27 protein-coding genes are annotated in these 24,506 nt (G+C 56.6%); 20 read left to right on the top strand and 7 right to left on the bottom strand.

Features of this window, described 5'->3' with window-relative positions:
- Positions 1-8: 8 nt before the first annotated feature.
- The 14 genes from SLIT_RS08130 to SLIT_RS15205 all read left to right on the top strand — a co-directional run bounded on the left by SLIT_RS08130 (position 9) and on the right by SLIT_RS15205 (position 12,093).
- Positions 9-1,211 carry a tryptophan--tRNA ligase gene (locus tag SLIT_RS08130; RefSeq protein ID WP_013029757.1) on the top strand — a complete coding sequence of 401 codons (1,203 nt, stop codon included), beginning with the start codon at positions 9-11 and terminating at the stop codon, positions 1,209-1,211.
- A complete protein-coding gene (locus SLIT_RS08125; RefSeq protein WP_013029756.1) occupies positions 1,211-2,035 on the top strand; it encodes a segregation and condensation protein A in 825 nt (274 codons plus the stop codon). Before SLIT_RS08130 ends, SLIT_RS08125 begins: the two co-directional genes overlap by 1 nt.
- Positions 2,001-2,654, top strand: coding sequence for an SMC-Scp complex subunit ScpB (scpB, locus tag SLIT_RS08120; protein ID WP_013029755.1), 654 nt, complete (start codon positions 2,001-2,003; stop codon positions 2,652-2,654). The genes SLIT_RS08125 and scpB overlap by 35 nt, the downstream gene beginning before the upstream one ends.
- 228 nt (positions 2,655-2,882) lie before the next feature.
- Positions 2,883-3,668, top strand: coding sequence for a TrmH family RNA methyltransferase (locus tag SLIT_RS08115; RefSeq protein ID WP_013029754.1), 786 nt, complete (start codon positions 2,883-2,885; stop codon positions 3,666-3,668).
- Between the two features lie 52 nt (positions 3,669-3,720).
- Positions 3,721-4,524: a HypC/HybG/HupF family hydrogenase formation chaperone gene (hypC, locus tag SLIT_RS08110; RefSeq protein WP_013029753.1), complete on the top strand. Its 804-nt coding sequence runs from the start codon at positions 3,721-3,723 to the stop codon at positions 4,522-4,524.
- A gap of 65 nt (positions 4,525-4,589) precedes the next feature.
- Positions 4,590-5,705, top strand: coding sequence for a hydrogenase small subunit (locus SLIT_RS08105; RefSeq protein WP_013029752.1), 1,116 nt, complete (start codon positions 4,590-4,592; stop codon positions 5,703-5,705).
- Positions 5,702-6,361, top strand: coding sequence for a hypothetical protein (locus tag SLIT_RS08100; RefSeq protein WP_013029751.1), 660 nt, complete (start codon positions 5,702-5,704; stop codon positions 6,359-6,361). The genes SLIT_RS08105 and SLIT_RS08100 overlap by 4 nt, the downstream gene beginning before the upstream one ends.
- A gap of 15 nt (positions 6,362-6,376) precedes the next feature.
- On the top strand, positions 6,377-7,639 hold the full coding sequence (locus tag SLIT_RS08095; protein WP_013029750.1) for a (Fe-S)-binding protein: 1,263 nt from the start codon (positions 6,377-6,379) through the stop codon (positions 7,637-7,639).
- Between the two features lie 4 nt (positions 7,640-7,643).
- A complete protein-coding gene (locus SLIT_RS08090) occupies positions 7,644-8,081 on the top strand; it encodes a hypothetical protein (RefSeq protein ID WP_013029749.1) in 438 nt (145 codons plus the stop codon).
- A 10-nt stretch (positions 8,082-8,091) separates the two neighbouring features.
- The gene (locus SLIT_RS08085) at positions 8,092-9,861 is read left to right on the top strand and encodes a nickel-dependent hydrogenase large subunit (RefSeq protein ID WP_013029748.1); all 1,770 of its coding nucleotides are present in this window, start codon (positions 8,092-8,094) and stop codon (positions 9,859-9,861) included.
- 197 nt (positions 9,862-10,058) lie between these two features.
- Complete coding sequence (locus SLIT_RS15630) at positions 10,059-10,349, top strand: type II toxin-antitoxin system RelE/ParE family toxin (RefSeq protein WP_013029747.1); 291 nt, start codon at positions 10,059-10,061, stop codon at positions 10,347-10,349.
- An 8-nt stretch (positions 10,350-10,357) separates the two neighbouring features.
- Entirely contained in the window at positions 10,358-10,648 is a 291-nt protein-coding gene (locus tag SLIT_RS08080; RefSeq protein ID WP_013029746.1) for an addiction module antidote protein, read from the top strand.
- 120 nt (positions 10,649-10,768) lie between these two features.
- Positions 10,769-10,999: a hypothetical protein gene (locus tag SLIT_RS08075; protein ID WP_013029745.1), complete on the top strand. Its 231-nt coding sequence runs from the start codon at positions 10,769-10,771 to the stop codon at positions 10,997-10,999.
- A 251-nt stretch (positions 11,000-11,250) separates the two neighbouring features.
- Positions 11,251-12,093, top strand: coding sequence for a lysozyme inhibitor LprI family protein (locus SLIT_RS15205; protein ID WP_013029744.1), 843 nt, complete (start codon positions 11,251-11,253; stop codon positions 12,091-12,093).
- A 165-nt stretch (positions 12,094-12,258) separates the two neighbouring features.
- On the opposite strand, the gene SLIT_RS08065 is transcribed toward SLIT_RS15205, so the two are convergent.
- The 5 genes from SLIT_RS08065 to SLIT_RS08045 all read right to left on the bottom strand — a co-directional run bounded on the left by SLIT_RS08065 (position 12,259) and on the right by SLIT_RS08045 (position 17,397).
- Positions 12,259-12,720, bottom strand: coding sequence for a hydrogenase maturation protease (locus SLIT_RS08065; protein ID WP_013029743.1), 462 nt, complete (start codon positions 12,718-12,720; stop codon positions 12,259-12,261).
- On the bottom strand, positions 12,720-14,207 hold the full coding sequence (locus SLIT_RS08060) for a Ni/Fe hydrogenase subunit alpha (RefSeq protein ID WP_013029742.1): 1,488 nt from the start codon (positions 14,205-14,207) through the stop codon (positions 12,720-12,722). Before SLIT_RS08060 ends, SLIT_RS08065 begins: the two co-directional genes overlap by 1 nt.
- A gap of 93 nt (positions 14,208-14,300) precedes the next feature.
- Positions 14,301-14,840, bottom strand: a complete 540-nt coding sequence (locus tag SLIT_RS08055; protein WP_013029741.1) for an NADH-quinone oxidoreductase subunit B family protein — start codon at positions 14,838-14,840, stop codon at positions 14,301-14,303.
- Complete coding sequence (locus SLIT_RS08050; RefSeq protein WP_013029740.1) at positions 14,837-15,589, bottom strand: 2Fe-2S iron-sulfur cluster-binding protein; 753 nt, start codon at positions 15,587-15,589, stop codon at positions 14,837-14,839. The genes SLIT_RS08055 and SLIT_RS08050 overlap by 4 nt, the downstream gene beginning before the upstream one ends.
- Positions 15,586-17,397 (bottom strand): NAD(P)H-dependent oxidoreductase subunit E, encoded by a 1,812-nt coding sequence (locus tag SLIT_RS08045; RefSeq protein WP_013029739.1) that lies wholly within the window; start codon positions 17,395-17,397, stop codon positions 15,586-15,588. The genes SLIT_RS08050 and SLIT_RS08045 overlap by 4 nt, the downstream gene beginning before the upstream one ends.
- A gap of 86 nt (positions 17,398-17,483) precedes the next feature.
- On the opposite strand from SLIT_RS08045, the gene SLIT_RS08040 reads away from it, so the two are divergent.
- The 3 genes from SLIT_RS08040 to SLIT_RS08030 all read left to right on the top strand — a co-directional run bounded on the left by SLIT_RS08040 (position 17,484) and on the right by SLIT_RS08030 (position 20,866).
- On the top strand, positions 17,484-17,852 hold the full coding sequence (locus tag SLIT_RS08040; protein ID WP_013029738.1) for a thioredoxin family protein: 369 nt from the start codon (positions 17,484-17,486) through the stop codon (positions 17,850-17,852).
- Between the two features lie 23 nt (positions 17,853-17,875).
- A complete protein-coding gene (locus SLIT_RS08035) occupies positions 17,876-18,148 on the top strand; it encodes a hypothetical protein (RefSeq protein ID WP_013029737.1) in 273 nt (90 codons plus the stop codon).
- Between the two features lie 375 nt (positions 18,149-18,523).
- Positions 18,524-20,866 (top strand): peptidase domain-containing ABC transporter, encoded by a 2,343-nt coding sequence (locus SLIT_RS08030; RefSeq protein ID WP_013029736.1) that lies wholly within the window; start codon positions 18,524-18,526, stop codon positions 20,864-20,866.
- Between the two features lie 172 nt (positions 20,867-21,038).
- Here SLIT_RS08030 and SLIT_RS08025 read toward each other — a convergent pair whose 3' ends face one another.
- Positions 21,039-21,302 (bottom strand): BrnA antitoxin family protein, encoded by a 264-nt coding sequence (locus SLIT_RS08025; RefSeq protein ID WP_013029735.1) that lies wholly within the window; start codon positions 21,300-21,302, stop codon positions 21,039-21,041.
- Positions 21,286-21,561 (bottom strand): BrnT family toxin, encoded by a 276-nt coding sequence (locus tag SLIT_RS08020; RefSeq protein WP_013029734.1) that lies wholly within the window; start codon positions 21,559-21,561, stop codon positions 21,286-21,288. Before SLIT_RS08020 ends, SLIT_RS08025 begins: the two co-directional genes overlap by 17 nt.
- A gap of 145 nt (positions 21,562-21,706) precedes the next feature.
- Here SLIT_RS08020 and SLIT_RS08015 point away from each other — a divergent pair, with 145 nt between their 5' ends.
- From SLIT_RS08015 to SLIT_RS15935, 3 genes are all read left to right on the top strand, one after another.
- The gene (locus SLIT_RS08015; protein ID WP_263053155.1) at positions 21,707-22,390 is read left to right on the top strand and encodes a transposase; all 684 of its coding nucleotides are present in this window, start codon (positions 21,707-21,709) and stop codon (positions 22,388-22,390) included.
- Positions 22,391-22,625: 235 nt separating this feature from the next.
- Positions 22,626-23,288 (top strand): ATP-binding cassette domain-containing protein, encoded by a 663-nt coding sequence (locus SLIT_RS08010; RefSeq protein ID WP_223293851.1) that lies wholly within the window; start codon positions 22,626-22,628, stop codon positions 23,286-23,288.
- A complete protein-coding gene (locus SLIT_RS15935; RefSeq protein WP_190272124.1) occupies positions 23,275-24,483 on the top strand; it encodes a TolB family protein in 1,209 nt (402 codons plus the stop codon). Before SLIT_RS08010 ends, SLIT_RS15935 begins: the two co-directional genes overlap by 14 nt.
- Positions 24,484-24,506: the final 23 nt, after the last annotated feature.

Below are 24,506 nucleotides of genomic sequence, written 5' to 3'. Positions count from 1 at the left end.
GTTGAGCTATGTTTGCTGATCGCGTGTTATCCGGAATGCGCCCCACAGGCAGTCTGCACCTGGGGCATTACCATGGTGTGCTGAAGAACTGGGTGCAGATGCAGCACCAGTACGAGTGCCTGTTCTTTGTGGCCGACTGGCATGCTCTGACCACCCATTACGACACGCCGCAGATCATCGAACAGAACGTGTGGGACATGGTCATCGACTGGCTGGCGGCAGGTGTCGATCCTGCACAGGCAACGCTTTTCATCCAGTCGCGCGTGCCTGAGCATGCCGAATTGCATCTGCTGCTTTCCATGATCACGCCGCTGGGCTGGCTGGAACGCGTGCCGACCTACAAGGACCAGCAGGAGAAGCTTTCCGAGAAGGATCTTTCCACCTACGGCTTTCTCGGTTACCCCTTGCTGCAAAGCGCGGACATCCTGATCTACCGTGCCACGCAAGTGCCGGTCGGCGAGGACCAGGTGCCGCATATCGAATTCACGCGCGAGATTGCGCGCCGTTTCAACCATATCTACGGACGTGAACCGGGCTTCGAGGAAAAGGCCGAGGCTGCGATCAAAAAACTCGGCGGCAAGAAAGCCAAGCTGTATGTCGAGTTGCGTACCCGCTTTCAGGAGCAGGGCGATGATGCGGCGCTGGAATCGGCCAAGGCATTGCTCGACGAACAGCAGAGCCTGAGCCTGGGTGACCGTGAGCGTCTGTTCGGCTACCTTGAGGGCGGCGGCAAGATGATATTGTCCGAGCCGCAAGCCATGCTGACTGTGGCTTCGCGCATGCCGGGGCTGGACGGCAACAAGATGTCCAAGTCCTACGGCAACACCATCAGCCTGCGCGAAGACGAGGCCGAGGTAGGGAAAAAGATCAAGACCATGCCAACCGACCCCGCGCGCATCCGCCGTACCGATGCCGGCGATCCGGACAAATGCCCGGTGTGGCAATTGCATCAGGTCTATTCCAGCGATGCGATCAAACAATGGGTGCAACAGGGCTGCAGGAGTGCCGGCATCGGCTGCATCGAATGCAAACAGCCTGTCATTACTGCCGTGCTGGAAGAGCAGAAACCGATGCGCGAACGCGCGCAGCTCTATCTGGATGATCCCAGCCTGGTGCGTAACATCATCGCCGACGGTTGCGAAAAGGCACGCAAGCTGGCCAGCGAGACCATGCGCGATGTGCGTGAAGCGATGGGGCTGGGCTACAACTGATGACCGAAGCGGAAACACAAGTCGAGATGCAACCGGCAAGTCCCGTGGCACATGTCCACGGCGAACCGATGCTGGAGATGCCGCAGGATCTGTACATCCCGCCGGACGCGCTCGAGGTGGTGCTGGAGTCCTTCCAGGGTCCGCTCGATCTGTTGCTGTACCTGATCCGCAAGCACAACCTCGATGTGCTCGACATTCCGATGGCTGCGCTCACCCAGCAATACATGACCTATATCGAGGCGATGCAGCAGCATCGTCTGGAGCTGGCAGCCGAGTACCTGCTGATGGCGGCGGTGCTGATCGAGATCAAATCGCGCATGCTGCTGCCGCGCCCGCCCAAGGTGAACGAGGAAGAGGCGGTCGAAGACCCGCGCGCCGAACTGATGCGCCGCTTGCTCGAGTACGAACAGATGAAACTGGCCGCGCAGCAGCTCAACGAAGTGCCGCAAGCGGGGCGCGACTTCGAACTGGTGCAGGTGTTGATCGAACGCACGGTGATCGAACGCCTGCCCAGCGTTTCGGTGGAAGACCTGCGCCATGCCTGGCTGGCATTGCTTACACGCGCCAAGGTCAACGCGCATCACCGGGTGCGCCGCGAGGAACTGTCGGTGCGCGAACAGATGACCAAGGTGCTGCGCCAGCTGCGCAATACCGACTTCATCGCCTTCGAGAGCCTGTTCGAAGCCGAAGCCAGCATCCCGTTGCTGGTTGTCACCTTCATCGCCATTCTCGAACTCGCCAAGGAAAACCTGGTCGAGATCACACAAACCGAAAGCTTGGGGAATATCTATGTCCGAACCAGTCGAGCAATCACTGCCGAGTGAACAAGTCACCGCAGTCGCGGAGGTCGAGCATGCCGTGGATTCCGTGCAACTCATGCGCATTCTCGAAGCGGCGCTGCTGACCACGCAGGAACCGCTGTCCATCGCCGAGTTGAAGCGTTTGAGCGAGGTACCGCTGGAGACCCGGTTCCTGGAAGATCTGCTGCAGCAACTGGCCGACAAGTACAGCGACAGCGGCGTCGAACTTAACCGCGTTGCCAGCGGCTGGCGCTTCCGCGCTCGGCCGGAGATGCAGGTGCATCTGGACAAGCTCAACCCGCAGAAGCCGCCGCGCTATTCGCGCGCCGTGCTGGAGACTCTGGCCATCATCGCCTACCGCCAGCCGGTCACTCGCGGCGACATCGAAGAGATACGCGGTGTGGCGGTTTCCACGCAGGTGTTGAAGACGCTGGAGGCGCGCGGCTGGATCGAGAGCATCGGCACGCGCGACACACCGGGCAAGCCTGCGCTGTATGCCACCACGCCGCAGTTCATGGACGATCTCAACCTGCGGACTTTGCAGGAATTGCCTGCCCTGGAAGAGATGGGTACCTTGCTGGAGGCCGGTATCGCTGAAGCGCCTGAGTCGACGGAATCCGAACCGGAAGCCAACGCTGCCTAGCGGATGTGGTGAATAGCCTGTGCTGATTATGAAACACACCATGTCCGCTCCCTCTCCTGTGCGTGGTTGTTGCCGATTTATCGGCTTTACAACCACGGCCTACCCCTTGCGGGTGCAATCCTCTGGTGGAACTACTAGCCATTCGACTAAGCCCGCAAGCGGGCAAGTCGCTGGTTATCCCGCTTGCGGGAGAGGAGGCAAACGAAACGCTTCGCGAATTTCATACTAATGACTGCGATCAAGCGCATCACCTCGCGCGACAATCCGTTCTACAAGTCGCTGCACCGGATTTCATCTTCTGCCCGCGAGCGGCGCGAAGCAGGGCAGACGCTGCTCGATGGTTCGCACCTGCTGCGCGCCTTTCTGGACAACGGCGGCAAACCGAAACACCTGCTGCTCAACGAGCAGGCGCAGCAGGATGCCGAGATCGTCGCCTTGCTTGATGCCTGCGTCGATGTGCCGCAGACCCAATTCGAGGACGCATTGTTCGCGCAACTCTCCGAACTCAAGACACCGAACGGTTTGCTGGCGCTGATCGATATTCCCGCCGCCCAGGTCGAAGTAGCGCACAGCCAGTTCGCACTGCTGCTGGAAGATATTCAGGATCCCGGCAACCTCGGTTCCATCCTGCGTTCGGCTGCAGCGGCAGGTTGCGATGCGGTGTTCATGTCGCCAGGCTGTGCCGATGCATGGTCGCCCAAGGTGTTGCGTGCCGGGATGGGCGGGCATTTCGCGTTGAGCATTCTGGAGTCGGCCGACCTGCTCAAGGTCGCGACCGGTTTCACCGGCAAGATACTGGCAGCATCGCTGCATGCAAGGAAATCGTTGTATGACTGCAACCTGCGCGGAAAACTGGCGTTCGCCATCGGCAACGAAGGAGCAGGGCTGTCGCCCGAATTGTTGACTGCGGCACAGCAGCATTTCATCATTCCCATGCAGGGCAAGATCGAATCGCTCAATGCCGCGGCGGCTACTGCGGTTTGCCTGTTCGAGGCCTCGCGGCAGCGACTTTAGTCGTACCCGTCGGGGTCATGTCTTTGTCACGTTTTGCTAGTAGGATTCCGCTATGTGTATCGGCATACCCATGCAGGTCGTCGAAGTCGAAGGTGCCTTTGCCTGGTGCGAAGGACGCGGACGGCGTGAACGCCTGAACGTCATCTTGCTGGAAGAGGTGTCTCCCGGAGACTGGGTGTATGCGACGCTCGGGCACGCCCGCGAAAGGATCACTGCACAGCGTGCGGAAGAGATCGGCCTTGCGCTCGATGGACTTGCCGCGGCATTGCAGGGCGAAACGGATCTGGAGGCCTATTTTCCGGCTCCTGCTGCACCGCAGTTGCCGGATATGCCGGACAAGAGCGGGAAGAGCGGCTTGAAGATACTGGTGCTCGGGATCGGCAACACGCTGCTTGCCGATGAAGGCGTCGGTATCGTTGTGATGCAGGAGTTGAAAGCGCGCTTGGGGGCAGATGAAGATATCGAGTTCCTCGACGGTGGCACGCTGTCCTTTACGCTGGCAGTACCGATCAGCGAATGCGATGCGCTGTTGGTGATCGACGCAGCCGAACTTGGCGCAACGCCGGGCACAGTGCGCAGTTTCGAGGGTGAAGCGATGGACCGTTTCCTCGGCGAGAACCGCAAAAGCAGCGTGCATGAAGTGGGATTGCTCGACCTGAGGTCTATCTCGCTGCTGACCGGGTACTGGCCGCAACGGCGCGCCTTGATCGGCATCCAGCCAGCCTTCGTGGGTTGGGGAGAAGCGCTGACGCCAGCTGTTGCAACGGCATTGCCGGATATCTGCAACGCCGCAGCCGGGATCATCGGACGTTTCAGACTTGGCGCGGGTTTGCAGGCACTTGATCAGATGAGTTGACCAGGCAGGAATGTGCGCGCAGAATCCACGCGCATTCCATGGTTCATCGAACACAGGGAGTCGACATGAAAAGAACACATCAACCGGAAGTCATCCCCGGAACAGTTGGTGAAGGTTTGGCTCAGCGCGGCATTTCCCGCCGCGAATTCCTCCAGTTCTGCACTTCTCTGGCCGCACTGCTGGCGTTGCCTCCGTCGATGGCCAGCGTGATGGCGGAAGCGATCAGCAAGGCGCGACGACAATCGGTGATCTGGCTCTCGTTCCAGGAATGCACCGGCTGCACCGAATCCATCACGCGCTCGCATTCGCCGACGCTGGAAAGCCTGATCTTCGAAATGATCTCCCTCGATTACCACCATACCCTGCAAGCCGCCTCCGGCGAGGCTGCCGAACATGCCCGCTTGCAGGCGATGAAAGACAATGAGGGCAAGTACCTGGTGATCGTCGACGGGTCGATCCCGATGGGCAATCCGGGATATTCCGCCATTGCCGGCATCAGCAACCACGACATGCTGGTCGAGACCGCCAAAGGCGCGGCCGCCATCGTGGCAGTGGGAACCTGCGCGACCTACGGCGGCATTCCCATGGCCGATCCAAACCCGACAGGTGCAGTCCCGGTAAGCGACATCGTCAAGGACAAACCCATCATCAACGTACCCGGCTGTCCGCCCATCCCGGTGGTGATGACCGGGGTACTGGCGCACTTCCTGACTTTCGGCGGGATCCCCGAGCTGGATGCATTGGGCAGGCCGAAATCCTTCTATGGCGAGACCATCCATGACCGTTGCTATCGCCGCCCGTTCTACGACCAGGGCAAGTTCGCCGAGACCTTCGACGACGAGGCTGCGCGGAATGGCTGGTGCCTGTTCAAGCTCGGTTGCAAGGGGCCGGTGACCTACAACGCCTGTGCCACGACGAAGTGGAACGACGGCACCAGTTTCCCGATCGAGTCCGGCCACGGTTGCATCGGCTGTTCCGAGCCAAAGTTCTGGGATGCCGGGCCGTTCTACAAGGCCCTGTCGATGCCGGTATCGGCGACGACCGCCATGCTGGGCGGTGCTGCCGCAGTGGGTGTGGCGGCAGGGGCCGTCATCACCTGGCACAACCGTTCGACCAAGTCGGCGGCCAAGGCAGCGCATGCAAAGGTGACGGTGGAAGAGCTGACGCGGGAGGAAAAATGAACCACCTCGAACTCCTGACCTTTGCACGCGGCAGCGCATTGAACTGGGCAATGATGATCTTTCTGGTTGGCGTCGTACTGCGCCTGTTCGAGATCTTCGGTCTGGGCCGCAAAGCCGATCTGGCAAGACCACGGACCGACAGTGTGGGCAGCGGCTGGCGCACCGTGTTCACGCGTTCCTTGCCGGCCGAAGGCATGTTGAAACGCGATCCGGTGACCTATATCAGCGGCTATGTGTTCCATGCTGGGTTGTTCCTGGCCATCCTCTTTTTTGTCCCGCATATCGCATTCTTCCGCAGCGTGACAGGGCTGCACTGGCCCGGCTTGCCGACCGCGCTGGTCGACGCTTCGGTCGTCGCAGCGATGCTGGCCTTGGGCGTATCGCTGGCGCATCGGCTCAACAACAAGGTGAAGCGCATGCTGTCAGGCGTCGGCGATTATGTTGCCTGGGCGGCGACCTTCCTGCCGTTGCTGACTGGCTACATGGCCTATCACCACCTGTTCGTCGAGTACACCCTGATGCTTGCATTGCATATCTTTTCTGTCGAATTGTTGCTGGTGCTGTTGCCGTTCACCAAGCTGTTCCACACGTTCTCGTTGTTCATCTCGCGCTGGTACAACGGTGATTTCTTTGGACGCAAGGGTGTGGCTTCTTAACCGGGAGAGCTGAAGATGAGTGCGACTTTAGAGAAAGGCCTCAACGCCTTCAAGGAAGTGATCGATACGCCGATCGCCAGCTATTTCTCCAGTTGTGTGCATTGCGGATTGTGTGCCGAGGCTTGCCTGTTCTATAACGAAACCGGCGAAGAAAAGTACACGCCGATCCACAAGCTGGAACCGTTGCGCCGTGTGTGGAAGCAGGAATACACGCTGCTCGGCAAGCTCGCAAAGATGCTGGGTCTGTCCAAGCCGGTGACCGATGCGGAACTGGCCGAGTGGGAGCCCTTGGTCTACGACAGTTGCACGATGTGCGGCCGCTGTTCCATGGTCTGTCCGGTCGGCAACGACATCACCTACATGATCCGCAAGATGCGCGAAGGCATGGCGGCATCCGGCCATGCACAGGAAGACCTGATCGGTGCGACGACGCGTGCCGTCAACATCGGCAGCCCGATGGGTATCAAGTGGCCGGCGGTACTGGCCCAGATCAAGCATGTGCAGGCCGAGACCGGCATCGAGGTGCCGGTGGAACGCGAGGGTGCCGACTACCTGGTGCTGATGTCCTCGATGGAAATCATCAACTTCCCCGAATACCTTTCTGCACTGTGCCGCATCTTCAAGCAGGCCGGCGTGAGCTGGACCTTGGCGCAGGATGCGTTCGAGGCGACCAACAGCGGCATCCAGATTGGGGCGTCGGATCTGGCGCGCGAGATCGTCAGCCGCATCGTGGTGGCAGCCGAGCGCCTGAAGGTCAAATGCGTGATCAGCCCGGAATGCGGCCATGCCTTCACCGCGATACGCTGGGAAGGGCCGAACCTGATGGGCAGACCATTCGGCTTCGAAGTGAAGCATATTCTCGAAGTGCTGGACGAACTGCGCACGGCTGGCAAGATCAAGACCACGGGCAAGGATGCACGTCCGTTGACATACCACGATCCCTGCCAGATCACCCGCCGCGGCGGGGTGGTGGAGCAGCCGCGCCGCCTGCTTGGCGATGTTGCCGCGGATTTTCGCGAGATGCCGGATGCCGGCGTGATGAACTGGTGTTGCGGTGGTGGTGGCGGGGTGTCGGCCAACTCGCGCGCCGAACCGTTGCGCCTGGAGGCGTTCAAGGTCAAGAAACGCCAGCTCGAAACCACCGGCGTGCATACGCTGGTCACCGCGTGTGCCAACTGCCGCATCGTGCTGGAAGAAGGCCTGGAGCACTATCACATGAAGGTCGATGTGATCGGCCTGACTGAGTTGCTCGCCGATCATCTGGTTGAAGGAGAATGATGCGATGGCCATCAATAACGACAACGAATTCAAGCTTGCCCTGAACGGCCTTTCCAGAGCCGGGCAGCGTCAGGTTGCCGCGCGCTTTGCGGAAAACGTGCTTGCACTGAGCAAGGACGCCAGAGTGAGGAACGCGGTGAATGCGGCCAAACGTTCCGATATAACCGAAGACGAGCTTGCCGCCGCACATCAGTCGGCCGGTAAAGCCAGCGTAGACAGTTTCACTCAGTGCGGACATGAATGCGACTGGAACGACCAGGCTGGCCATTTCGTTGCGCAGGCAGTGCTGGCCTGTTTCAAGACTGCGGATGCTCCTGCATGGGACGCTGCGATGCACGCGCGCATGGCACGCACCTGCGAGAGCATCGCCACTGGCCGGGGAACGGACAATGCCGAGACCTCGGCGCAATACCGCATCCTGGCGGATTTTTTGAACGTTTGAGGGATAAGACATGACGCAAACCATCGTAGTCGACCCGATCACCCGCATCGAAGGCCACTTGCGCATCGAGGCGGAAATGGACGCGGACAACCGCATCTCGCGCGCCTCATCCGCAGGGACCATGGTGCGCGGCATCGAGATCATCCTGCGCGGACGCGATCCGCGCGAGGCTTGGGCATTCGCCCAGCGCATCTGCGGCGTGTGCACGCTGGTGCATGGCATCGCCTCCGTGCGTGCCGTGGAAAATGCGCTGAAGATCGAAGTGCCGAGCAATGCGCAGCTGATCCGCAATATGATGATCGGCGCGCAATATATTCACGACCACGTGATGCACTTCTATCACCTGCATGCGCTGGACTGGGTGGATGTGGTCTCGGCATTGAAGGCCGATCCCAAAGCGACCTCAGCGCTGGCACAGAGCCTGTCCGGCTACGCCAAATCCTCTCCCGGCTATTTCAGCGATGTGCAGAAGAAACTGAAAGGTTTCGTCGATGCCGGCCAGTTGGGTATCTTCGCCAACGGCTACTGGGGGCATCCAGCCTACAAGTTGCCGCCGGAAGCGAACCTGATGGCGGTGGCGCATTATCTGGATGCGCTGGCCTGGCAGCGCGACGTGGTCAAACTGCATGCCGTGTTCGGCGGCAAGAACCCGCACCCGATGTTCCTGGTCGGCGGCGTACCGTGCGCGATCAGCATCGACCCGAATCATCCGGGACAAGGCAACGGCCCGCATTTCCACGGCGGCAACTCCGGCACCGCGCTCAATGTGGTCGGCCTGCAAACGGTGCAGAACGCGATCAACCAGATGCGCAGCTTCGTCGACCAGGTCTATGTGCCGGATACGCTGGCCATCGCCGGTTTCTACAAGGACTGGGCGAAACAGGGCGAGGGCGTGGGCAACTTCCTCACCTTCGGAGATTTTCCGGCCAAGGGCATGTCCGATCCGTCCTCCTACCTGATCCCATCCGGCGTGATACTGGATCGCGACCTGAGCAAGATCCATCCTATCGACATGGATGCGGAAGGAGAGATCCAGGAGTTCGTCAGCCATGCCTGGTACGACTACTCCGTGGGAAAAGAAAAGGGACTGCATCCCTACAAGGGCGAGACAAAGCTCGACTATACCGGCCCGAAACCGCCGTATGACCATCTGGATGTGGACAAGGAATACTCATGGCTGAAATCGCCACGCTGGAAAGGCAAGGCGGTGGAGGTCGGGCCGCTGGCGCGCGTGTTGATGCTGTATGCCTCCGGCCATGAACAGACCAGGGAGCTGGTTGGCATGACACTGAAGAAACTCGATGTGCCGGTACAGGCGTTGTATTCGACACTGGGGCGCACGGCAGCGCGCACGCTGGAGACCAAGATCGTTGCCGACGCGATGCAGGGCTGGTACGACCAGCTGGTCGCCAACATCAAGGCTGGCGATGTGAAGACCTTCAACGAAACCAAATGGGACCCATCGACCTGGCCCAGCCATGCGCAGGGCGTCGGTGTCATGGAAGCGCCGCGCGGTGCGCTTTCGCACTGGATCGTCATCAAGGACCAGAAGATCGATAACTACCAGGCCATCGTGCCCAGTACCTGGAATGCCGGCCCGCGCGATGCCCAGGGGAATCAGGGGCCATACGAGGCAGCTTTGAAAGGCCACCAGCTGCATGATGTGAAACAACCCATCGAGATCCTGCGCACCATCCACAGTTTCGATCCATGCATCGCCTGCGCAGTGCATGTCACCGACCCGAACGGAGAAGAACTGGTGCAGGTGAAGGTGGTTTAACTTCTTGTGGCGATGGCTGGCCGGTCATCGCCGTCTCATCTATCATTCTGGTAAGTTGTTGGGGGTAGACTGCTTGTTCCCAATAGCAGTCTCTTACGGCTGAAATAGGAAACAGACAGGAATCGGTTGCCCAATTGAGACATTCAACGAGATCGTCCAATGATTGACATGTCGTAGCCTACTGGCTACACTTTGCTATGATTGAAATTCGCAAAACAGCCGAATACGCAAAATGGATTGACGATCTACGAGACCCGCAGGCACGAACGAGAATTTTAGTTCGAATTGAAAGGTTACGATCTGGCAATCCAGGAGATGCAAAACCAGTTGGATCTGGGGTGTCTGAATTGAGGATTGATTACGGCCCTGGTTACAGAGTTTATTTCATTAAACATGGTGAGATATTGATTGTTCTCCTAGCGGGTGGAGATAAACGAACTCAAGAAGCAGACATTAAAACTGCTTTGCGCCTTGCGGAGAATTTGTAGGAGGCAATATGAATAAAACTCAAACTTCAAGTTACGATGTTGCAGAACATCTCCGTACGCCAGAAGAAATGGCACTCTACCTTGATGCATGCATCGAAGAGGCTGATGGTGATGCCGCATTCATCGCAAAAGCTCTTGGTGATATAGCCCGCGCTCGTGGTATGTCACAGGTCGCAAAAGATACTGGCCTTTCACGAGAGAGTTTGTACAAGGCTCTTTCAGGCGAAAGAGCGCCAACCTTTGACACTATTCTAAAGGTAACGAAGGCCCTTGGCATGAAACTTCACGCCAGCGTATAACTCGACCGCATCCAAACTGGGAACGGACTTTCGCCAACCGGCGTATGCGAGTCATTTTGCGGCCAGACGCAGAAGGTCACGATCGTTTTAATTCTTCCAGAAAACTTCACTGGGGGCTCGATGCGTAAACTAAGTGACTATGTGGAAATTGCCGCAGAGGAATATTGGCAAGAAACAGGTAAAGATGAACTCGATTCACTATGGATCGCGGAATTCTATCAAGACTGTGGCGTGCTGGATGATCATCCAGAGCATGACTTGGTCGGATTTTATGCGTTGGTACAAAAAGCACTGACAAGAAACATCCGAAGGGCGGAAAAGCTCGCACGTCTGCAGCAGTCCCGCAGGTAGCCGATGTTTTGACATCCGCTAACGGTGAAACAACGGACACTGGAATAGTATTTAGCAAAGGGCAAAAATCGGCCACAAGCAGCCGTTCGAGGTTGTACTCTAATTTGGGTTAGACATGACTAAAGACTCTGAGCTTGCAGGCATGACAGTTAACGAACGACTATAGGCCGGATATAGATATTCTTGCTGGTTGACTCCGCTGCAAGGGCGGGATAGTTTTCGGACATCACCTACTCGGATAGCAGTCTCCTATGAGAAACAATCTAAAGATTAATTCGGTGCTGCCCCGTTTAATGAGGAATGTATTAGCAATTATTTTCATTCTTGGATCAAATGTGGCAGTTGCCGATATATTTTACACACTCATAAATGTCGATTGCGACCAGGACTCCAATGCCTTAATCATCAGAAATAATTCGGATTGGAATGAAGCAGGGAAAGAAAAGAGTCAGATGCCAAACACGCTGGATATTTACTCAATGGCGTTTGATACATATGTAAGCCCATCCAATCCATCTGGAGTGATATATGCGGGCAGAATGGCAGTAAGGGAATGCCGCATTAATAACAATGTATACAAAATAATTATTCAGAGTTATGCATATAACACCACCCACGTTTCTCCCGAACTTAGCGTAATTTGGAGAGGAGGTGTACTGGTGAATGATGTGAGGTTTTTCCCATACTATTCAACAGGGAAGGAACAGACCATTGTTGAACAAGTTGAAGTCCCTAGCGATGGGCAAGTAAAAACGCGATACACCTGTTTGGACCAATTAACTGAAGCAGAGAAATGCGATCCGGCACAAAAAATTGAAAATATTCCGGAGAGAAGCTACGCGAGCTTTAATTGCAGTAAGGCCGAGAGCCAAGTTGAAAAACTAATATGCAGCGAAAATGAGATGAAGTCACTCGACAGATTGTTAGATGCTATCTACAGGAATATGTTGAAGCAGGACAGGAGAAGTAATTCTCTTCGAGAAATGCAAAGACAATGGATGAAGAAGCGCAATGAATGCCAAAACATCGGTTGTATGAAGGAAACTTACATAAACCGAATATTCGAACTGACCGCTACGCCAACCAAAGACTAAGAAATTATTGAAGGCTAGCTCGGCAGCTAACTAGGCCCGATTTGTTTTGAATGTCAAAAATCGAGAAGAGGCGAATAACCGCTTTGGGTTAGGAACAGTCGGTAGAAGGCTATCAATCTTTTGACGTTCGACGACCGCTTTGGTGGGCACCATGCTGCCGGTTAATTATCGAATTTGAACCGTCCCGACTTCAGCGATCCACTCTTGTGCCTTCGCATAAGCCTGCTGCAAATTCGCTCTCGCCTCCGGGCTCAATCCCTCTCCCAATTCAAATCCATATCCCCGGATGCGTAGCAGATAGCTGGGCGGAGCTGTTTTGCCATAGAACTGGTGGAAGGCATGCAGCAAGGAATGGGGTGTCATGGCGTGGCTGGTGTAGCTGTGGTCATGCGCAGCAGCGATGGGTTGCAGCAGGCATGGGGCTGCACAGGACATGTCTGCATCCACGAACAGGATGGCATCGCGCCCGGCGAGGTCGGTGACGTGCTCGACCTGCAACTGGAAATCTTCGATGAACTCGGCTTGGGAAAAATCTTGCGCTGCGAGTTGTCGCAGCAGCAGCGGGGCCAGTGCGTCGTCGCCGCGCGATTCGTTGCCGATGGCGAAGACGAGCAGCGGGGCAGGCATCAGGCAGCGCAGCTGAAAGAACCGTCGGATGAACGCGTCAGCACATCTACGCGGGCACCTTCTGCATCCAGCAGTTCCACTTCCAGCGGCATCTTGCCCAAGGCATGCGTGGCACAGGAGAGGCAGGGGTCGAAGGCGCGGATGGCGACTTCGATATGGTTGAGCAGCCCTTCGGTGAGCTTCTTTCCGTCGATGTACTGCCTTGCCACGGAGCGGATGGCCTCGTTCATCGCCTGGTTGTTGTGGGTGGTGGAAACGATCAGGTTGCAGCGCACGATCTGGTCGTTATCGTCCACCTTGTAGTGATGGATCAGCGTGCCGCGCGGCGCTTCGATCACGCCCACGCCGCGTTCCTGCCGTGCGCCCTGGCTGACCAGCTCGCTGCCTTGCAGGTCAGGATCGTGCAGCAGGTCGCGGATCACTTCGGCAGAGTGCAGCATCTCGATCATGCGTGCCCAATGGAAACCGAGCGTCGCGCCTGTCGCAGAGCCGCCGTTGAAGGCGAGGAATTCCTGGCGCTGCGCTTCGGCCAGCGGCGTGGGAATAAAGTCACACTGGGTCACGCGCGTCAGCGGTCCGACGCGATACCAGCCGTTCTCCGGTCCGAGGCTGCGTAGGAACGGGAATTTCATGTACGACCACGGCTTCACGTCCTCGAAGATCACATCCCAGTAATGTCCATAGTCGTGATGATCGAACAGCGTTTGACCTTCCATGTCGCGCGCGCGCAATCCGCCGTGGTACAGGTCCAGCGCACCGTCGGCACGCACCAGATTGAGCGTGTGCGCCTTGAAGCGACCGAAATCGTTGTACAGGTCGAGATTCTGCTCGAACAGTTGTCGCGCGATGCCAACGGCATCCTTGCTCCAGGCCACGATCTGTTCGATGTCCTTGAGCAGGTAATCGCGTTCTTCGAAGCTGACGTTCTTGTTGACCCCGCCGGGAACGGAACCGGTGCCGTGAATGCGTTTTCCTGCGGTGATGCGGATCACTTCCTGCCCGAACTTGCGCAGCAGCACCCCCTGTTTTGCGATGTCCGGATAGGCGGCGGCGATGCCGACGATGTTGCGCTTAGCGACATCGGAATCGAAACCGAACAACAGGTCCGGCGAACACAGGTGGAAGAAATGCAGCGCATGCGATTGCAGGATCTGGCCGTAATGCATCAGCCGCCGCACCTTTTCCGCCGTGGGCGTGAGCGTCGCACCGACGATCATGTCCATCGCCTTGGATGCCGCAAGATGGTGGCTCACCGGGCAGATACCGCACAGCCGCTGCACCATGACCGGCGCTTCCCAGTAGGGACGGCCCTGGATGAATTTCTCGAAGCCGCGAAACTCGACGATATGCAGCCGCACCTGGTGCACACGGTCGTTCTCGTCGAGCAGCAAGGTCACCTTGCCGTGGCCTTCGACGCGCGACACCGGGTCGATGGCGACGCGGCGCAGGTTCTCGGGGTGGGCGGCGGTTTCCAGATCATTACCCATATTCAAAATCCTTTGCCACAGAGTACACAGAGACCACAGAGAACTTCGCTGCTTTTCTCTGTGTGCTCTGTGATCTCTGTGGCTAAATGTCTTTCAATCATATTTAATCAACCCGTGCCCCAGTTCCGGCGTCTTGCCCGCAATGAGGTCGGTGAGGAATTTCCAGATGGCATCAGCCGAGGGCGGGCAGCCGGGGATGAAGTAATCGATCTTCACGACTTCGTGCAGCGGATGCACCTTGTCCAGCGGCAGCGGCAGCTCGGGATCGTTGGGGATATGCCCATGTTCCAGCCCGGGTTCGGTGAGATACACCTCGGTGAGACAGCTGGCCAGATCGAGATGGTTGCGCTGTGCCGGCAGCCCGCCGTTGATGGCGCAGGCGCCGATGGCGATGAGGATCTTGCAGTTCTTTCTGAACTCATGCAGCACATGCACGTTCTCTGCGTTGCAGACACCGCCTTCGACGATGCCGATGTCGCACGGCCCGCAATGTTTGATGTCGGTGATCGGCGAGCGGTCGAACTCGACCAGCTCAAGCAGCGGGAACAGACGCTCGTCGATGTCGAGCAAGGACATGTGGCAGCCGAAGCAACCGGCTAGCGAAGTGGTGGCGACGCGCAGTTTCTTGCTCATGGCATTCCCTCGCAGGCATCGCAATTGCCGCTGGCGTCGAGTTGGCGCGGAGCGTCGTCCAGCGCCTGCGCGCTGATCGGGCGCTGGTCGTAACGCCGCTCGCCGATAGGCACGCTGAAGCCGATGCGCTTGGGCAGAATCACGCCCACCGGGCAGACCTGCATCGCCTTGTCGGTGAGCGCGATGTTGGTATCCTTGAGCAAGCCCGATTCGGCATTGACGATGAGATGTTTGTCGATGCCGCGCCCCGCCAGGGCGAACACGTTCTTGCCATCCACTTCGCCGGAGGCGCGCACGCACAGTTCGCACAGGATGCAGCGGTTGAAGTCGAGCAGGATGTCGGGATGCGAGGCGTCCAGCGGGCGATCCGGATAGAGGTGGCGGAAGCCGGTGGCGTGAACTTCGAGATCGTAACCCAGCGCCTGCAACACGCAATTGCCGCTCTTTTCGCAAGAGGGACAGAAATGGTTACCTTCGGCGAACAGCATCTGCACCAGGGAGCGGCGCAGGGCATTCAGTTCCTCGATATTGCTTTCGACATTGAGATCGGCTTCGGCCGGCATGGTGCATGAGGCGGTCGTGCGCCCGTTGACCTTGACCGTGCACAGTTTGCAACTGCCGTGCGGTTTGAACTCCGGGTGGTAGCACAGGTGCGGGATGTAATGTCCGGCTGCCAGCGCGGCCTGCATCACGGTCTGACCTGATTCAAACGGCACTGTGCTGCCATCGAGCTGGAATGTGTCGCTCACTCGACCTCCTTCAGGTGGGCTCCGGCATCGTCGCGGCCGGTCATCTGCCGTGCGCGCGCCAGGGAACCGTCGAGGTCGAAGGCGGGCGAGAACATCAGCGATTTCAGTCTGTTCTCGTAGGCGGGACGGAAATGCTTGAGCGTATGCAGCACCGGGTTGCAGGCGGTACGCCCCAGGCCGCAGTGGGACGTGGTCTGCAGCACACGGTCCAGGTTCTCGACCTCGTTCAGGTCGTAGCGCGTGCCGTGGCCGTTGGCGATCTTGTCCATGGTGGATTTCAACATCGAAGTGCCGACACGACACGGCGTGCAAAAGCCGCAACTCTCATGCGCGAAGAAATGCACATAGTTGCGGGCCACTTCGAACATGTCGCGGCTGTCGTCGAAGACCATGAATGCTCCGGCGGTCGGCAGGTCCTCGAAACCCAGCTTGCGGTCGAATTCGCTTTCCCCGACACACGCACCGGACGGACCGCTGACCTGCACTGCGATCGTGTTCACCGCACCGCAATCCTGCAGCACTTCGCGCACCGAGACGCCGAAGGGATACTCATAGATGCCGGGACGGGGACAATCGCCGGAGACAGATATGAGCTTGCTGCCGGTGGATTTGGCTGTGCCGATGGCGCGATATCTTTCGGCGCCCAAGTACAGAGCCAGCACGGCCTGACAGAAGGTCTCGACATTATCGATCGCAGTCGGTTGTTGCAGGTATCCGTGCGTCACCGGGAACGGCGGGCGGTTGCGCGGTACGCCGCGCTTGCCTTCCAGCGATTCGATCAGCGCCGATTCCTCGCCGCAGATATAGGCGCCTGCGCCAACATGGATGTCGATGTCGAAATCGAATCCGGCCCGTCCCAGGATGCTCTCGCCCAGCAGGTTGCTTTCGCGGCGGCGCTGCAATGTCGCGTGCAAAGGTTCGAGCAGGTAGCGGTATTCGCCGCGCAGGTACAGAAAGCCTTTGCGGGCACCGACGGCCAGGGCGCATATCGTCATGCCTTCGAACACCAGGTCGGCGTGCGAGTTGAGCAGCACGCGGTCCTTGAATGTGCCCGGTTCGCCTTCGTCGGCATTGCACACCACATAATGTTCAGAGCCCGGTGCATCGCGGCAGGCTTCCCATTTCAAGCCGGTTGGGAAGCCGGCGCCGCCGCGTCCGCGCAGTCCCGATGCCTTGATCGGTTCGATGATGTGCGCCCCGGACGATATCGCAGCTGCCAACGCTGCGCCGTAGGGAATGGTGTTGCCGAGCAGCAGGCCGCTGCGCCGGATGTTGTCTTCCACCCTGAAGAAATCGGACGGCCAGTCGGCAACAGGGGTGCGGTTGCGGATCAGTTGTGCGATCTCCTGCACGCGCTGGTGAGTCATGCGTGTGATGGCGCGTCCGTTGACCAGCAGCGCCGGCCCCTGGTCACACATGCCGGTGCAGGATGTGGTGCCGATGCTGACCAGGCCGTCTTCGGAGACCTTGCCCGGTTGCAGCCACAACAATTGGCACATCTGGTCCATCAGGTCCTGGCTGCCCAGCATGCGGTCGGTGATGTTGTCGGAGAACAGCACGCGATATTCGCCGTGCGGTTTCAGGTGCAGGAAAGAATAGAACGAAGCCACGCTTTCGATGCGGGAACGGGGTATGGACAGTTTTGCCGCGAGTACGGAAACGGCCTGTTGCGGAATATGGCCGAAAGACTCTTGTATCTCCCGGAGTATCTGCAACAACCGGGTCGCGTCGCGCCCGTGACGCATGACCAATTTATCCAGCCATGACAGATCGGAAACGTCAAAACGAATATCGTTGTCTGGTAGCATATGGTGGAAATTGATGCTTCACCGAAATGTGTCCGGACAGTTTACCCCTAAACAATCTAAACAGCACTCACAGGAACTGAATAGTTATGCACATGCACGATCCCCATCCTTATTCATACGACGTGGAAGAAGCCAATTTTGACGAGCGGGTCGTTGCCCGTTCGCAGGATGCTCCCATCCTGCTCGACATCGGCGCCGAGTGGTGCGCACCGTGCAAAGTCCTCGGCCCGCATCTGGAGCGCCTGGCGAAGGAATACAGCGGCAAGTTCCTGCTGGCGAAAGTCGATGCGGACGAGAACATGCGCATCGCCGGAAAACACAAGGTCAGGGGATTCCCGACAGTCATCGCCTACAGCCGCGGTGCAGAGTTCGACCGTTTCCACAGTTCGCAGCCGGATCACTTCTTGCGCCAGTTCATCGACAAGCTGATTTCGCATCATCAGTCCGGTGCGTGAATCGTTTGCGACGGCATCGCTGAATGAAAAAACCGCCCTTTGTGGGCGGTTTTGTATTTGGCGGAGAGGGCGGATTGCTCAGCTTTCGCGTTGCCTCCGCGAAAACCTCATCCCTCGTGGAACTCGGGACTGCCTTCGGCATCCTGCGCGAGCGGCTGGTGGCTTCGGCCGCGCTCTTCGCGCTTAACGTTCGCAAGCTCACGTTAGCCTACGCCGCAACAAGCCGCTTCGGGCTTGTTGTCGAACCCGTGCTGTTTCGTTTCAGATCAATTTATATTTTCATCATAAAAATATAGATTTGAAAGCGAGCTGACTTGCATAAGGAGAGCTGTGAGCAACTTAATTTACATTTAAGAGCAAAGCAGGAATATTTGTCAGTTTCCTCATAGTTCACTCGGGATTGTTGGCGGGATATATATCCTCTTAAACCCTTTTCCAGCAGCATATTTGGAGAAATTTTCAGTCAATATATATAGAAAGGCATAGGCCTTTTTTAACGTTGTTTTAACAATTGCAATCAAGTAGGGTGTTGCCCTGATGCCAGATAGGGTTTTCCCGAGTGGCAAGTGCATCAAATGATGCGTACACAGAAACTTGTTCAGGGAAGCGCCCATGGTGACAACCATCAGAGCAGCTCGTGTCAATTGTTATGCCTGCGGAGCATCCATCTGATGCCGCGGCGGCTGCTCAAGATCGTTTCCAGCAGCCTGTCGCGGGAGCCTTCCCGTCCTTCACCCATATTCACTTTTGCACTTGAAGACATGGTCTGGGCCATGGGCAGTTTTTGCGCCCTGAACCGCAAGCCCTTCGATGCCGAGTTGCTGGCCAAGCAATTTCCACCACCCTACACCTCGGATTCCTTTATCCATGCTGCAAGAGCGTTGGGTTTTCGGATCAAACGAAGGGATATCGAGTGCGCCGGATTATCCAGCCTCAACCTGCCGTGTCTGGTTGTACTGAATGAGGCCGAACCGGTCATGCAGTCTGACGCTGAAGCCGAAGTTGTTCCGGTTGCTCAGCACACAGCGCCAGAGCAACCAGGTACACCTGGCCTCGCAGCGGTCCAAGAAGAAACTGCAGAAACCGTTGGCATCCTACCGGTAGAACTACCACCCGCACCACCCAAATTCCATCCCGCCATCGTCGTGCAGATGACTGCCGAGAGCGTGATCCTGTTCGAGGTCGGCACCAACACCCCCAAGACCCTGACGCAAGCAGAATTCGCCACGCGTTTTGCAGGCACAGCCTTCCAGCTGGCACTCGAAACCAAGGGCATCCAGGACCCCGATGGTGCATTAAACAAACAAGCTGAATTCGGCTTCAACTGGTTCATCCCTGAATTGCTGAAACACAAGCGCATCTGGCGCGACGTGCTGATCGCTTCCTTCATTATCCAGTTGCTGGGGCTGGTGACGCCGCTATTCACCCAAGTCATCATCGATAAAGTTGTTGTCCACCGAACCGAAAGCACCCTGATCGTCATCGGCATCGCACTGGCCGTATTCATGGTGTTCTCAGCCTTGCTGTCCTGGGTGCGCCAGTACCTCATCCTGCATACCGGCAACCGGGTGGATGCCGTGCTGGGGCATGCCGTGTTCGAGCACCTGTTCAAGCTCCCGCCGCGCTACTTCGAACAGCGCCCGACCGGTGTCATCGCCGCCCGCCTGCATGGGGTGGAAACCATACGCGAATTCATTGCCAGTGCCGCCGTCACCCTCATCCTGGATTTTCCGTTCCTGCTGATCTTCCTCGCCATGATGCTTTACTACAGCGTGCTGCTGACCTGTATTGCACTGGCCATCATGGGTGTGATCACCATCATGAGCTTCATCGTCGCCCCTTTGTTCAGGACCCGGTTGAACGAACAATTCATGCTCGGTGCGCGCAACCAGGCATTTACCACCGAATACGTATCAGGTCTGGAAACCGTCAAGAGCCTGCAAATGGAACCCCAGCTCAATGCCCGTTATAGCGACTACCTGGCCGAATACCTACGTACCGGTTTCAACGTCCGCCAGATCGGCAACACCTACAACGTCATCTCCAACGGCCTCGAACAAATGATGACCCTGCTCATCCTGATCGTGGGTGCCTATACCGTGATGAACAGCAGCGACTTCTCCATTGGTATGCTCATCGCCTTCCAGATGTACGCCAGCAAAGTGTCGCAACCCATGCTGCGGCTGGTGGGGCTGTGGCAGCAGTTCCAGCAAGCCAATATGTCCGTGCAGCGCCTGGGCGACATCATGAACGCCCCGATGGAACCGTATTCGGTTCTGCCCAGTCGCATGCGCGAAGGCAAGGGCCAGATCGACATCGAAGCCTTGAGCTTCCGCTATGCCGAAGATAGGCCTTTCCTGTACCAGAACTTCAACCTCAAGGTCGCCCCCGGCAAGGTGGTCGCCATCATGGGGCCATCGGGCTCAGGCAAAAGCACGCTCACCAAACTGCTGCAAGGCTTCTACCAGCCCGCCAGCGGCACCATCAAGATCGATGGCAATGACATTCGCTACCTTTCAGCGAATGAGTTGCGCCACTACTTCGGCGTGGTGCCGCAGGAGACGGTTCTTTTCTCCGGCACCATCTACGACAACCTGCTGATGGCCAACCCGCATACCACCTTCGACCAGATCGTGCAGTGTTGCAAGATGGCCGAAATCCACAGCGCCATCGAAGCTCTGCCGCAAGGCTACCAGACCGAGATCGGCGAACGCGGTGTGGGACTCTCCGGTGGACAAAAGCAACGTATGGCCATCGCAAGAGCCCTCATCAAACAACCCAAAATACTCGTCTTCGACGAAGCCACCAGCAGTCTGGATTCCAACACCGCCGAACATTTCGCCGCCACCATCAATCAGCTCAAGGGCAAAGTCTCGATGCTGTTCATTACCCACGCCATGCCCAAGAATCTGCTGGTGGATGAGGTGGTGCGGATAGGGCAGGGGTCGCTTAGTGCGGTGAGTGACTCGAACGACTCACCCAAGAAGGAAGCTGACGGTGGAGTGCATGGGTAACTTCATGAACCAAATAAATCCAATACTCCGTCATTCTGGCGCTGCGTGTGTTGTTGGGGCGTTAGCCCCTTACAACCATGGCGTACCTCTTGCGGGTGCAGGCCGGAATCCAGCAAAAATAAAAGCTCAGCAAAGCGGACAAAAGAAACGACCAAACCATAATTTGGTTCCTTCAGGAAGAATGCATTTCCTCGCGTATCGTATCGCGCACCACTTCCGCCAGCGACAAACCCAGCGCGTACTGTTTCAACGCTTCATTCATCATGGTCTGGTAACTGCCGCCGCTTGTCTCGGCGCGCGCCTTGTACAAAGCCAGCACCGAATTATCTACACGCATCGTGATGCGCGTCTTGCCCGCCATTTCGGTTTGCAGCTTGGCCAGATGGGCCACATCCTTGGCGCGCTTGGCGCCCGTAAAATCATATTCCTTGCGCATAATAACTCTCCTCTTTTTTCGTGGCCTTGCGCGCCGAAATCAAACGAACCGTTTCCGCATCGCGCAAGGTATAACACACCGTCAATAACCGCCCCGCATGGCTCATCCCCAATAGCACCAAGCGCACCTCACCTCCCGCATCGGGGTCGTCACGCGCCAGCGCCAACGGATCCAGCAAACAACTCGCCGCTTCATCAAACGGCACGCCGTGTTTCTTCAAGTTACCGGCAGCCTTTTTCGGATCGAACTCAATGTTCATATAAATATGATATGCACAAACGTATGTACCGTCAATGGGGGGCCTAAAGTGGAAATAAAAGGAGTTGGCTCAGCCTCGCATTTAATTTTAGACAACCATGCCCCGTCGCCCACGCATTAGATTAGCCGAAGTCCCGCAGCACATCGTGCAGCGCGGAATCAATCGCGGACCGTGTTTCTTTGCCGAAGAGGATTATCACTGCTACCTCCACTGGCTACAGAAATCGGCTGGCGATTGGCACTGCGCCATACACGCTTATGTACTGATGACCAACCATGTACATCTGCTGGTGACATCAGACAGGCCGGACGGCATCGCAAAGATGATGCAATCCATCGGACGTCGGTACGTGCAATACATCAACCGCAGCTATCGCCGCACGGGCGGTTTATGGGAAGGGCGCTTCAAATCCAGTTTGGTGCAAGCCGAAGATTACCTTTTGACCTGCATGCGCTACATCGAACTCAACCCGGTGCGCGCAAACATGGTGAACGACCCTGCGCAATATCGGTGGTCAAGCTATCGGCATAACGGATTGGGACAAACAGACGAGCGCATTACGCCCCATTCGCTGTATCTGGCACTGGGCAAGGAAGAGACTGAACGACTGACTGAATATCGTGGGCTGTTCCGTAGTGAACTGGATGACGCAGCGATAGCGGATATCCGGCTTGCACTGGCACAGGGGCAACCGTTGGGAAGCGAGCGGTTCAGCGAAATGATGTGTGCAGCAGTTGGTGTGCGGCGTGCGCAGAGAAAGCCGGGTAGGCCGATGGTAAAGCGCGACCAGGGTGAGCGGGTTGAAGATCAAAGTGATTTTGGATTCTGATAGGAGAATTGAGATGCGAAAACTTAATGCGAGGCTGACCCCTTTAATTCTGCCGATATCCCGCTCGGAGTGAGGCGAGCCCATAGGAAACCGGGCAGGCCGATGGTAATGAGCGACCTAAGCGTGCAAGTTGAAGATCAAAGTGATTTTGGATTTTGAACGGGAACATTGAGATGCGAAAACATAATGCGAGGCTGACCCCTTTGATTGCCGCTATGCCGAGGACAGGCCTTTCCTGTACGAGAACTTCAACCTCAGTGTTGCGCCCGGCAAAGTCGTCGCCATCATGGGGCCATCCGGTTCCGGCAAAAGCACGCTCACCAAACTGCTGCAAGGTTTCTATCAACCTGCAGGCGGCACCATCAAGATCGACGGCACCGACATCCGCTATCTCTCCGCCAACGAACTGCGGCACTACTTCGGCGTGGTGCCGCAAGAGACCGTGCTGTTCTCCGGCACCATCTACGACAACCTGCTGATGGCCAACCCGCATGCCACCTTCGAACAGATCGTGAATGCCTGCCGCATGGCCGAGATCCACTCTGCCATCGAAGAACTCCCGCAGGGTTACCAGACCGAGATCGGGGAGCGCGGCTCAGGACTCTCTGGCGGACAAAAACAACGGCTGGCCATTGCGCGGGCATTGATCAAGCAACCCAAAATACTCATCTTTGACGAAGCGACCAGCAGCCTGGACCAGAACACGGCAGAACACTTCGCCAGCACCATTAACCAGTTCAAGGGCAAGGTCGGCATGATCTTCATCACCCACGCCATGCCGAAGAGTCTATTGGTGGATGAGATTGTAAGGATAGGCAAGGGGGCGTTGAGTGCGGTAGGCGGGAAGGATGATGTCAGGGTAATCGATGAACAAGGGATGCGAAATGAAAAAACTTAATGCGATGCGGACCACTTTGGTTAGTGCGGTGAGTGATTCAAACGATCAAATCAAACAGGAAGTTGAGGGAGGGGGCATGGTTAGCATGAGAGAACAGCAAGTGATGAACAATGTGGATGTGAAGAGCATAAGTAAGTTTCGCGGTTTATGCCATGCCATAGCAATTGTTGTATTACTTTTTCAGCCAAAAAGTTTCGCAGCCGATGTCGTATTGGGTGCAACAGAAGCGACGAATAATAGGGAACGGTTGTTAGCTAAGAATGTGACTTATACGGAAGCAGTTTGGTGCGGAAATAATGCTCTTGTTTTAGATGTAGGAGAATCAGGTTCATTTCTATTCGAACTACCAAATGGCGCTCGACGCAAGGTGTCAAACAGTGGCTATATCGGAGCAACCAGTTGTTCAATCGATGGCAAATGGTTAATTATTGTTGATACACGCACAGCTCGAGCTGATAGGGATGCTTCAGGGCATGTTGATTATGCTCATTCTGTACAGGACTATTCTAGAATTGATCTTGTCAGTGGAAAAAAAGAACGCTTTGCTATTGCACAAGGCGGCGGGGTCTTGTCTCCAGACGGTAGCAAAATATTGTTTCTTGGCAAAGCACCGCAGCTTTCAATTAAACAAACAACAACTAAATGGGAATTCTATTGGTCACATGATTGGCCATCGGGTACTGGCGGTGTCGCTGCGTGGATGCCAGATTCCAAAACACTTTTTCTGGGGCATAGAGGTAAGTTCTTTTTACAGCGTGGGCAGGATTTAACGACTCTCGACGTAATGTCACCTCAGAATTTTCCAGCCATTGTTCAGATCAAAATCGATAGTCAAGAACATATTTATGTTTCCACTACCGATACCAAAACCTTGGCGATGATGTATCAGCTATTCAAGTGCTCAATAAACTTGACGCAAATAAATTGCATCAAGATTGCTGGCTCCTCTGCAGGTGTCATTACTTTTGATGTTTCGCAAGATGGGCATCAATTGGTTTATGTGAATCCAGATCACTCCGAGCTTTATTCTGTTGATATAGCTACCCAGAAAACTAAACGCTTGGCTGAAAAAGTTGAAGGATATCCATCAATCTCGCCGGATGGGGGAAATGTTGTGTTCTATCGCCTAAGGGCCGGAAATACTGAAGGCGTGGGGCAGAGTGTTGATGATGCTTATATTATGCCACTGAAATAATTTCTAGAAATTAGGAGAATAAT

This window comes from Sideroxydans lithotrophicus ES-1, from assembly GCF_000025705.1.
GTDB lineage: Bacteria > Pseudomonadota > Gammaproteobacteria > Burkholderiales > Gallionellaceae > Sideroxyarcus > Sideroxyarcus lithotrophicus.
Note: the sequence above shows the minus strand (reverse complement) of the source record. Positions and strands in the feature narration are given on the sequence as shown.

Bases quoted from the DNA above. Each gene is read 5' to 3' on its own strand.
- SLIT_RS08130 (WP_013029757.1), top strand. From the start codon at position 9: ATGTTTGCTGATCGCGTGTTATCCGGAATGCGCCCCACAGGCAGTCTG.
- SLIT_RS08125 (WP_013029756.1), top strand. From the start codon at position 1,211: ATGACCGAAGCGGAAACACAAGTCGAGATGCAACCGGCAAGTCCCGTG.
- scpB (WP_013029755.1), top strand. From the start codon at position 2,001: ATGTCCGAACCAGTCGAGCAATCACTGCCGAGTGAACAAGTCACCGCA.
- SLIT_RS08115 (WP_013029754.1), top strand. From the start codon at position 2,883: ATGACTGCGATCAAGCGCATCACCTCGCGCGACAATCCGTTCTACAAG.
- hypC (WP_013029753.1), top strand. From the start codon at position 3,721: ATGTGTATCGGCATACCCATGCAGGTCGTCGAAGTCGAAGGTGCCTTT.
- SLIT_RS08105 (WP_013029752.1), top strand. From the start codon at position 4,590: ATGAAAAGAACACATCAACCGGAAGTCATCCCCGGAACAGTTGGTGAA.
- SLIT_RS08100 (WP_013029751.1), top strand. From the start codon at position 5,702: ATGAACCACCTCGAACTCCTGACCTTTGCACGCGGCAGCGCATTGAAC.
- SLIT_RS08095 (WP_013029750.1), top strand. From the start codon at position 6,377: ATGAGTGCGACTTTAGAGAAAGGCCTCAACGCCTTCAAGGAAGTGATC.
- SLIT_RS08090 (WP_013029749.1), top strand. From the start codon at position 7,644: ATGGCCATCAATAACGACAACGAATTCAAGCTTGCCCTGAACGGCCTT.
- SLIT_RS08085 (WP_013029748.1), top strand. From the start codon at position 8,092: ATGACGCAAACCATCGTAGTCGACCCGATCACCCGCATCGAAGGCCAC.
- SLIT_RS15630 (WP_013029747.1), top strand. From the start codon at position 10,059: ATGATTGAAATTCGCAAAACAGCCGAATACGCAAAATGGATTGACGAT.
- SLIT_RS08080 (WP_013029746.1), top strand. From the start codon at position 10,358: ATGAATAAAACTCAAACTTCAAGTTACGATGTTGCAGAACATCTCCGT.
- SLIT_RS08075 (WP_013029745.1), top strand. From the start codon at position 10,769: ATGCGTAAACTAAGTGACTATGTGGAAATTGCCGCAGAGGAATATTGG.
- SLIT_RS15205 (WP_013029744.1), top strand. From the start codon at position 11,251: ATGAGAAACAATCTAAAGATTAATTCGGTGCTGCCCCGTTTAATGAGG.
- SLIT_RS08065 (WP_013029743.1), bottom strand. From the start codon at position 12,720: ATGCCTGCCCCGCTGCTCGTCTTCGCCATCGGCAACGAATCGCGCGGC.
- SLIT_RS08060 (WP_013029742.1), bottom strand. From the start codon at position 14,207: ATGGGTAATGATCTGGAAACCGCCGCCCACCCCGAGAACCTGCGCCGC.
- SLIT_RS08055 (WP_013029741.1), bottom strand. From the start codon at position 14,840: ATGAGCAAGAAACTGCGCGTCGCCACCACTTCGCTAGCCGGTTGCTTC.
- SLIT_RS08045 (WP_013029739.1), bottom strand. From the start codon at position 17,397: ATGCTACCAGACAACGATATTCGTTTTGACGTTTCCGATCTGTCATGG.
- SLIT_RS08040 (WP_013029738.1), top strand. From the start codon at position 17,484: ATGCACATGCACGATCCCCATCCTTATTCATACGACGTGGAAGAAGCC.
- SLIT_RS08035 (WP_013029737.1), top strand. From the start codon at position 17,876: ATGAAAAAACCGCCCTTTGTGGGCGGTTTTGTATTTGGCGGAGAGGGC.
- SLIT_RS08030 (WP_013029736.1), top strand. From the start codon at position 18,524: ATGCCGCGGCGGCTGCTCAAGATCGTTTCCAGCAGCCTGTCGCGGGAG.
- SLIT_RS08025 (WP_013029735.1), bottom strand. From the start codon at position 21,302: ATGCGCAAGGAATATGATTTTACGGGCGCCAAGCGCGCCAAGGATGTG.
- SLIT_RS08020 (WP_013029734.1), bottom strand. From the start codon at position 21,561: ATGAACATTGAGTTCGATCCGAAAAAGGCTGCCGGTAACTTGAAGAAA.
- SLIT_RS15935 (WP_190272124.1), top strand. From the start codon at position 23,275: ATGAAAAAACTTAATGCGATGCGGACCACTTTGGTTAGTGCGGTGAGT.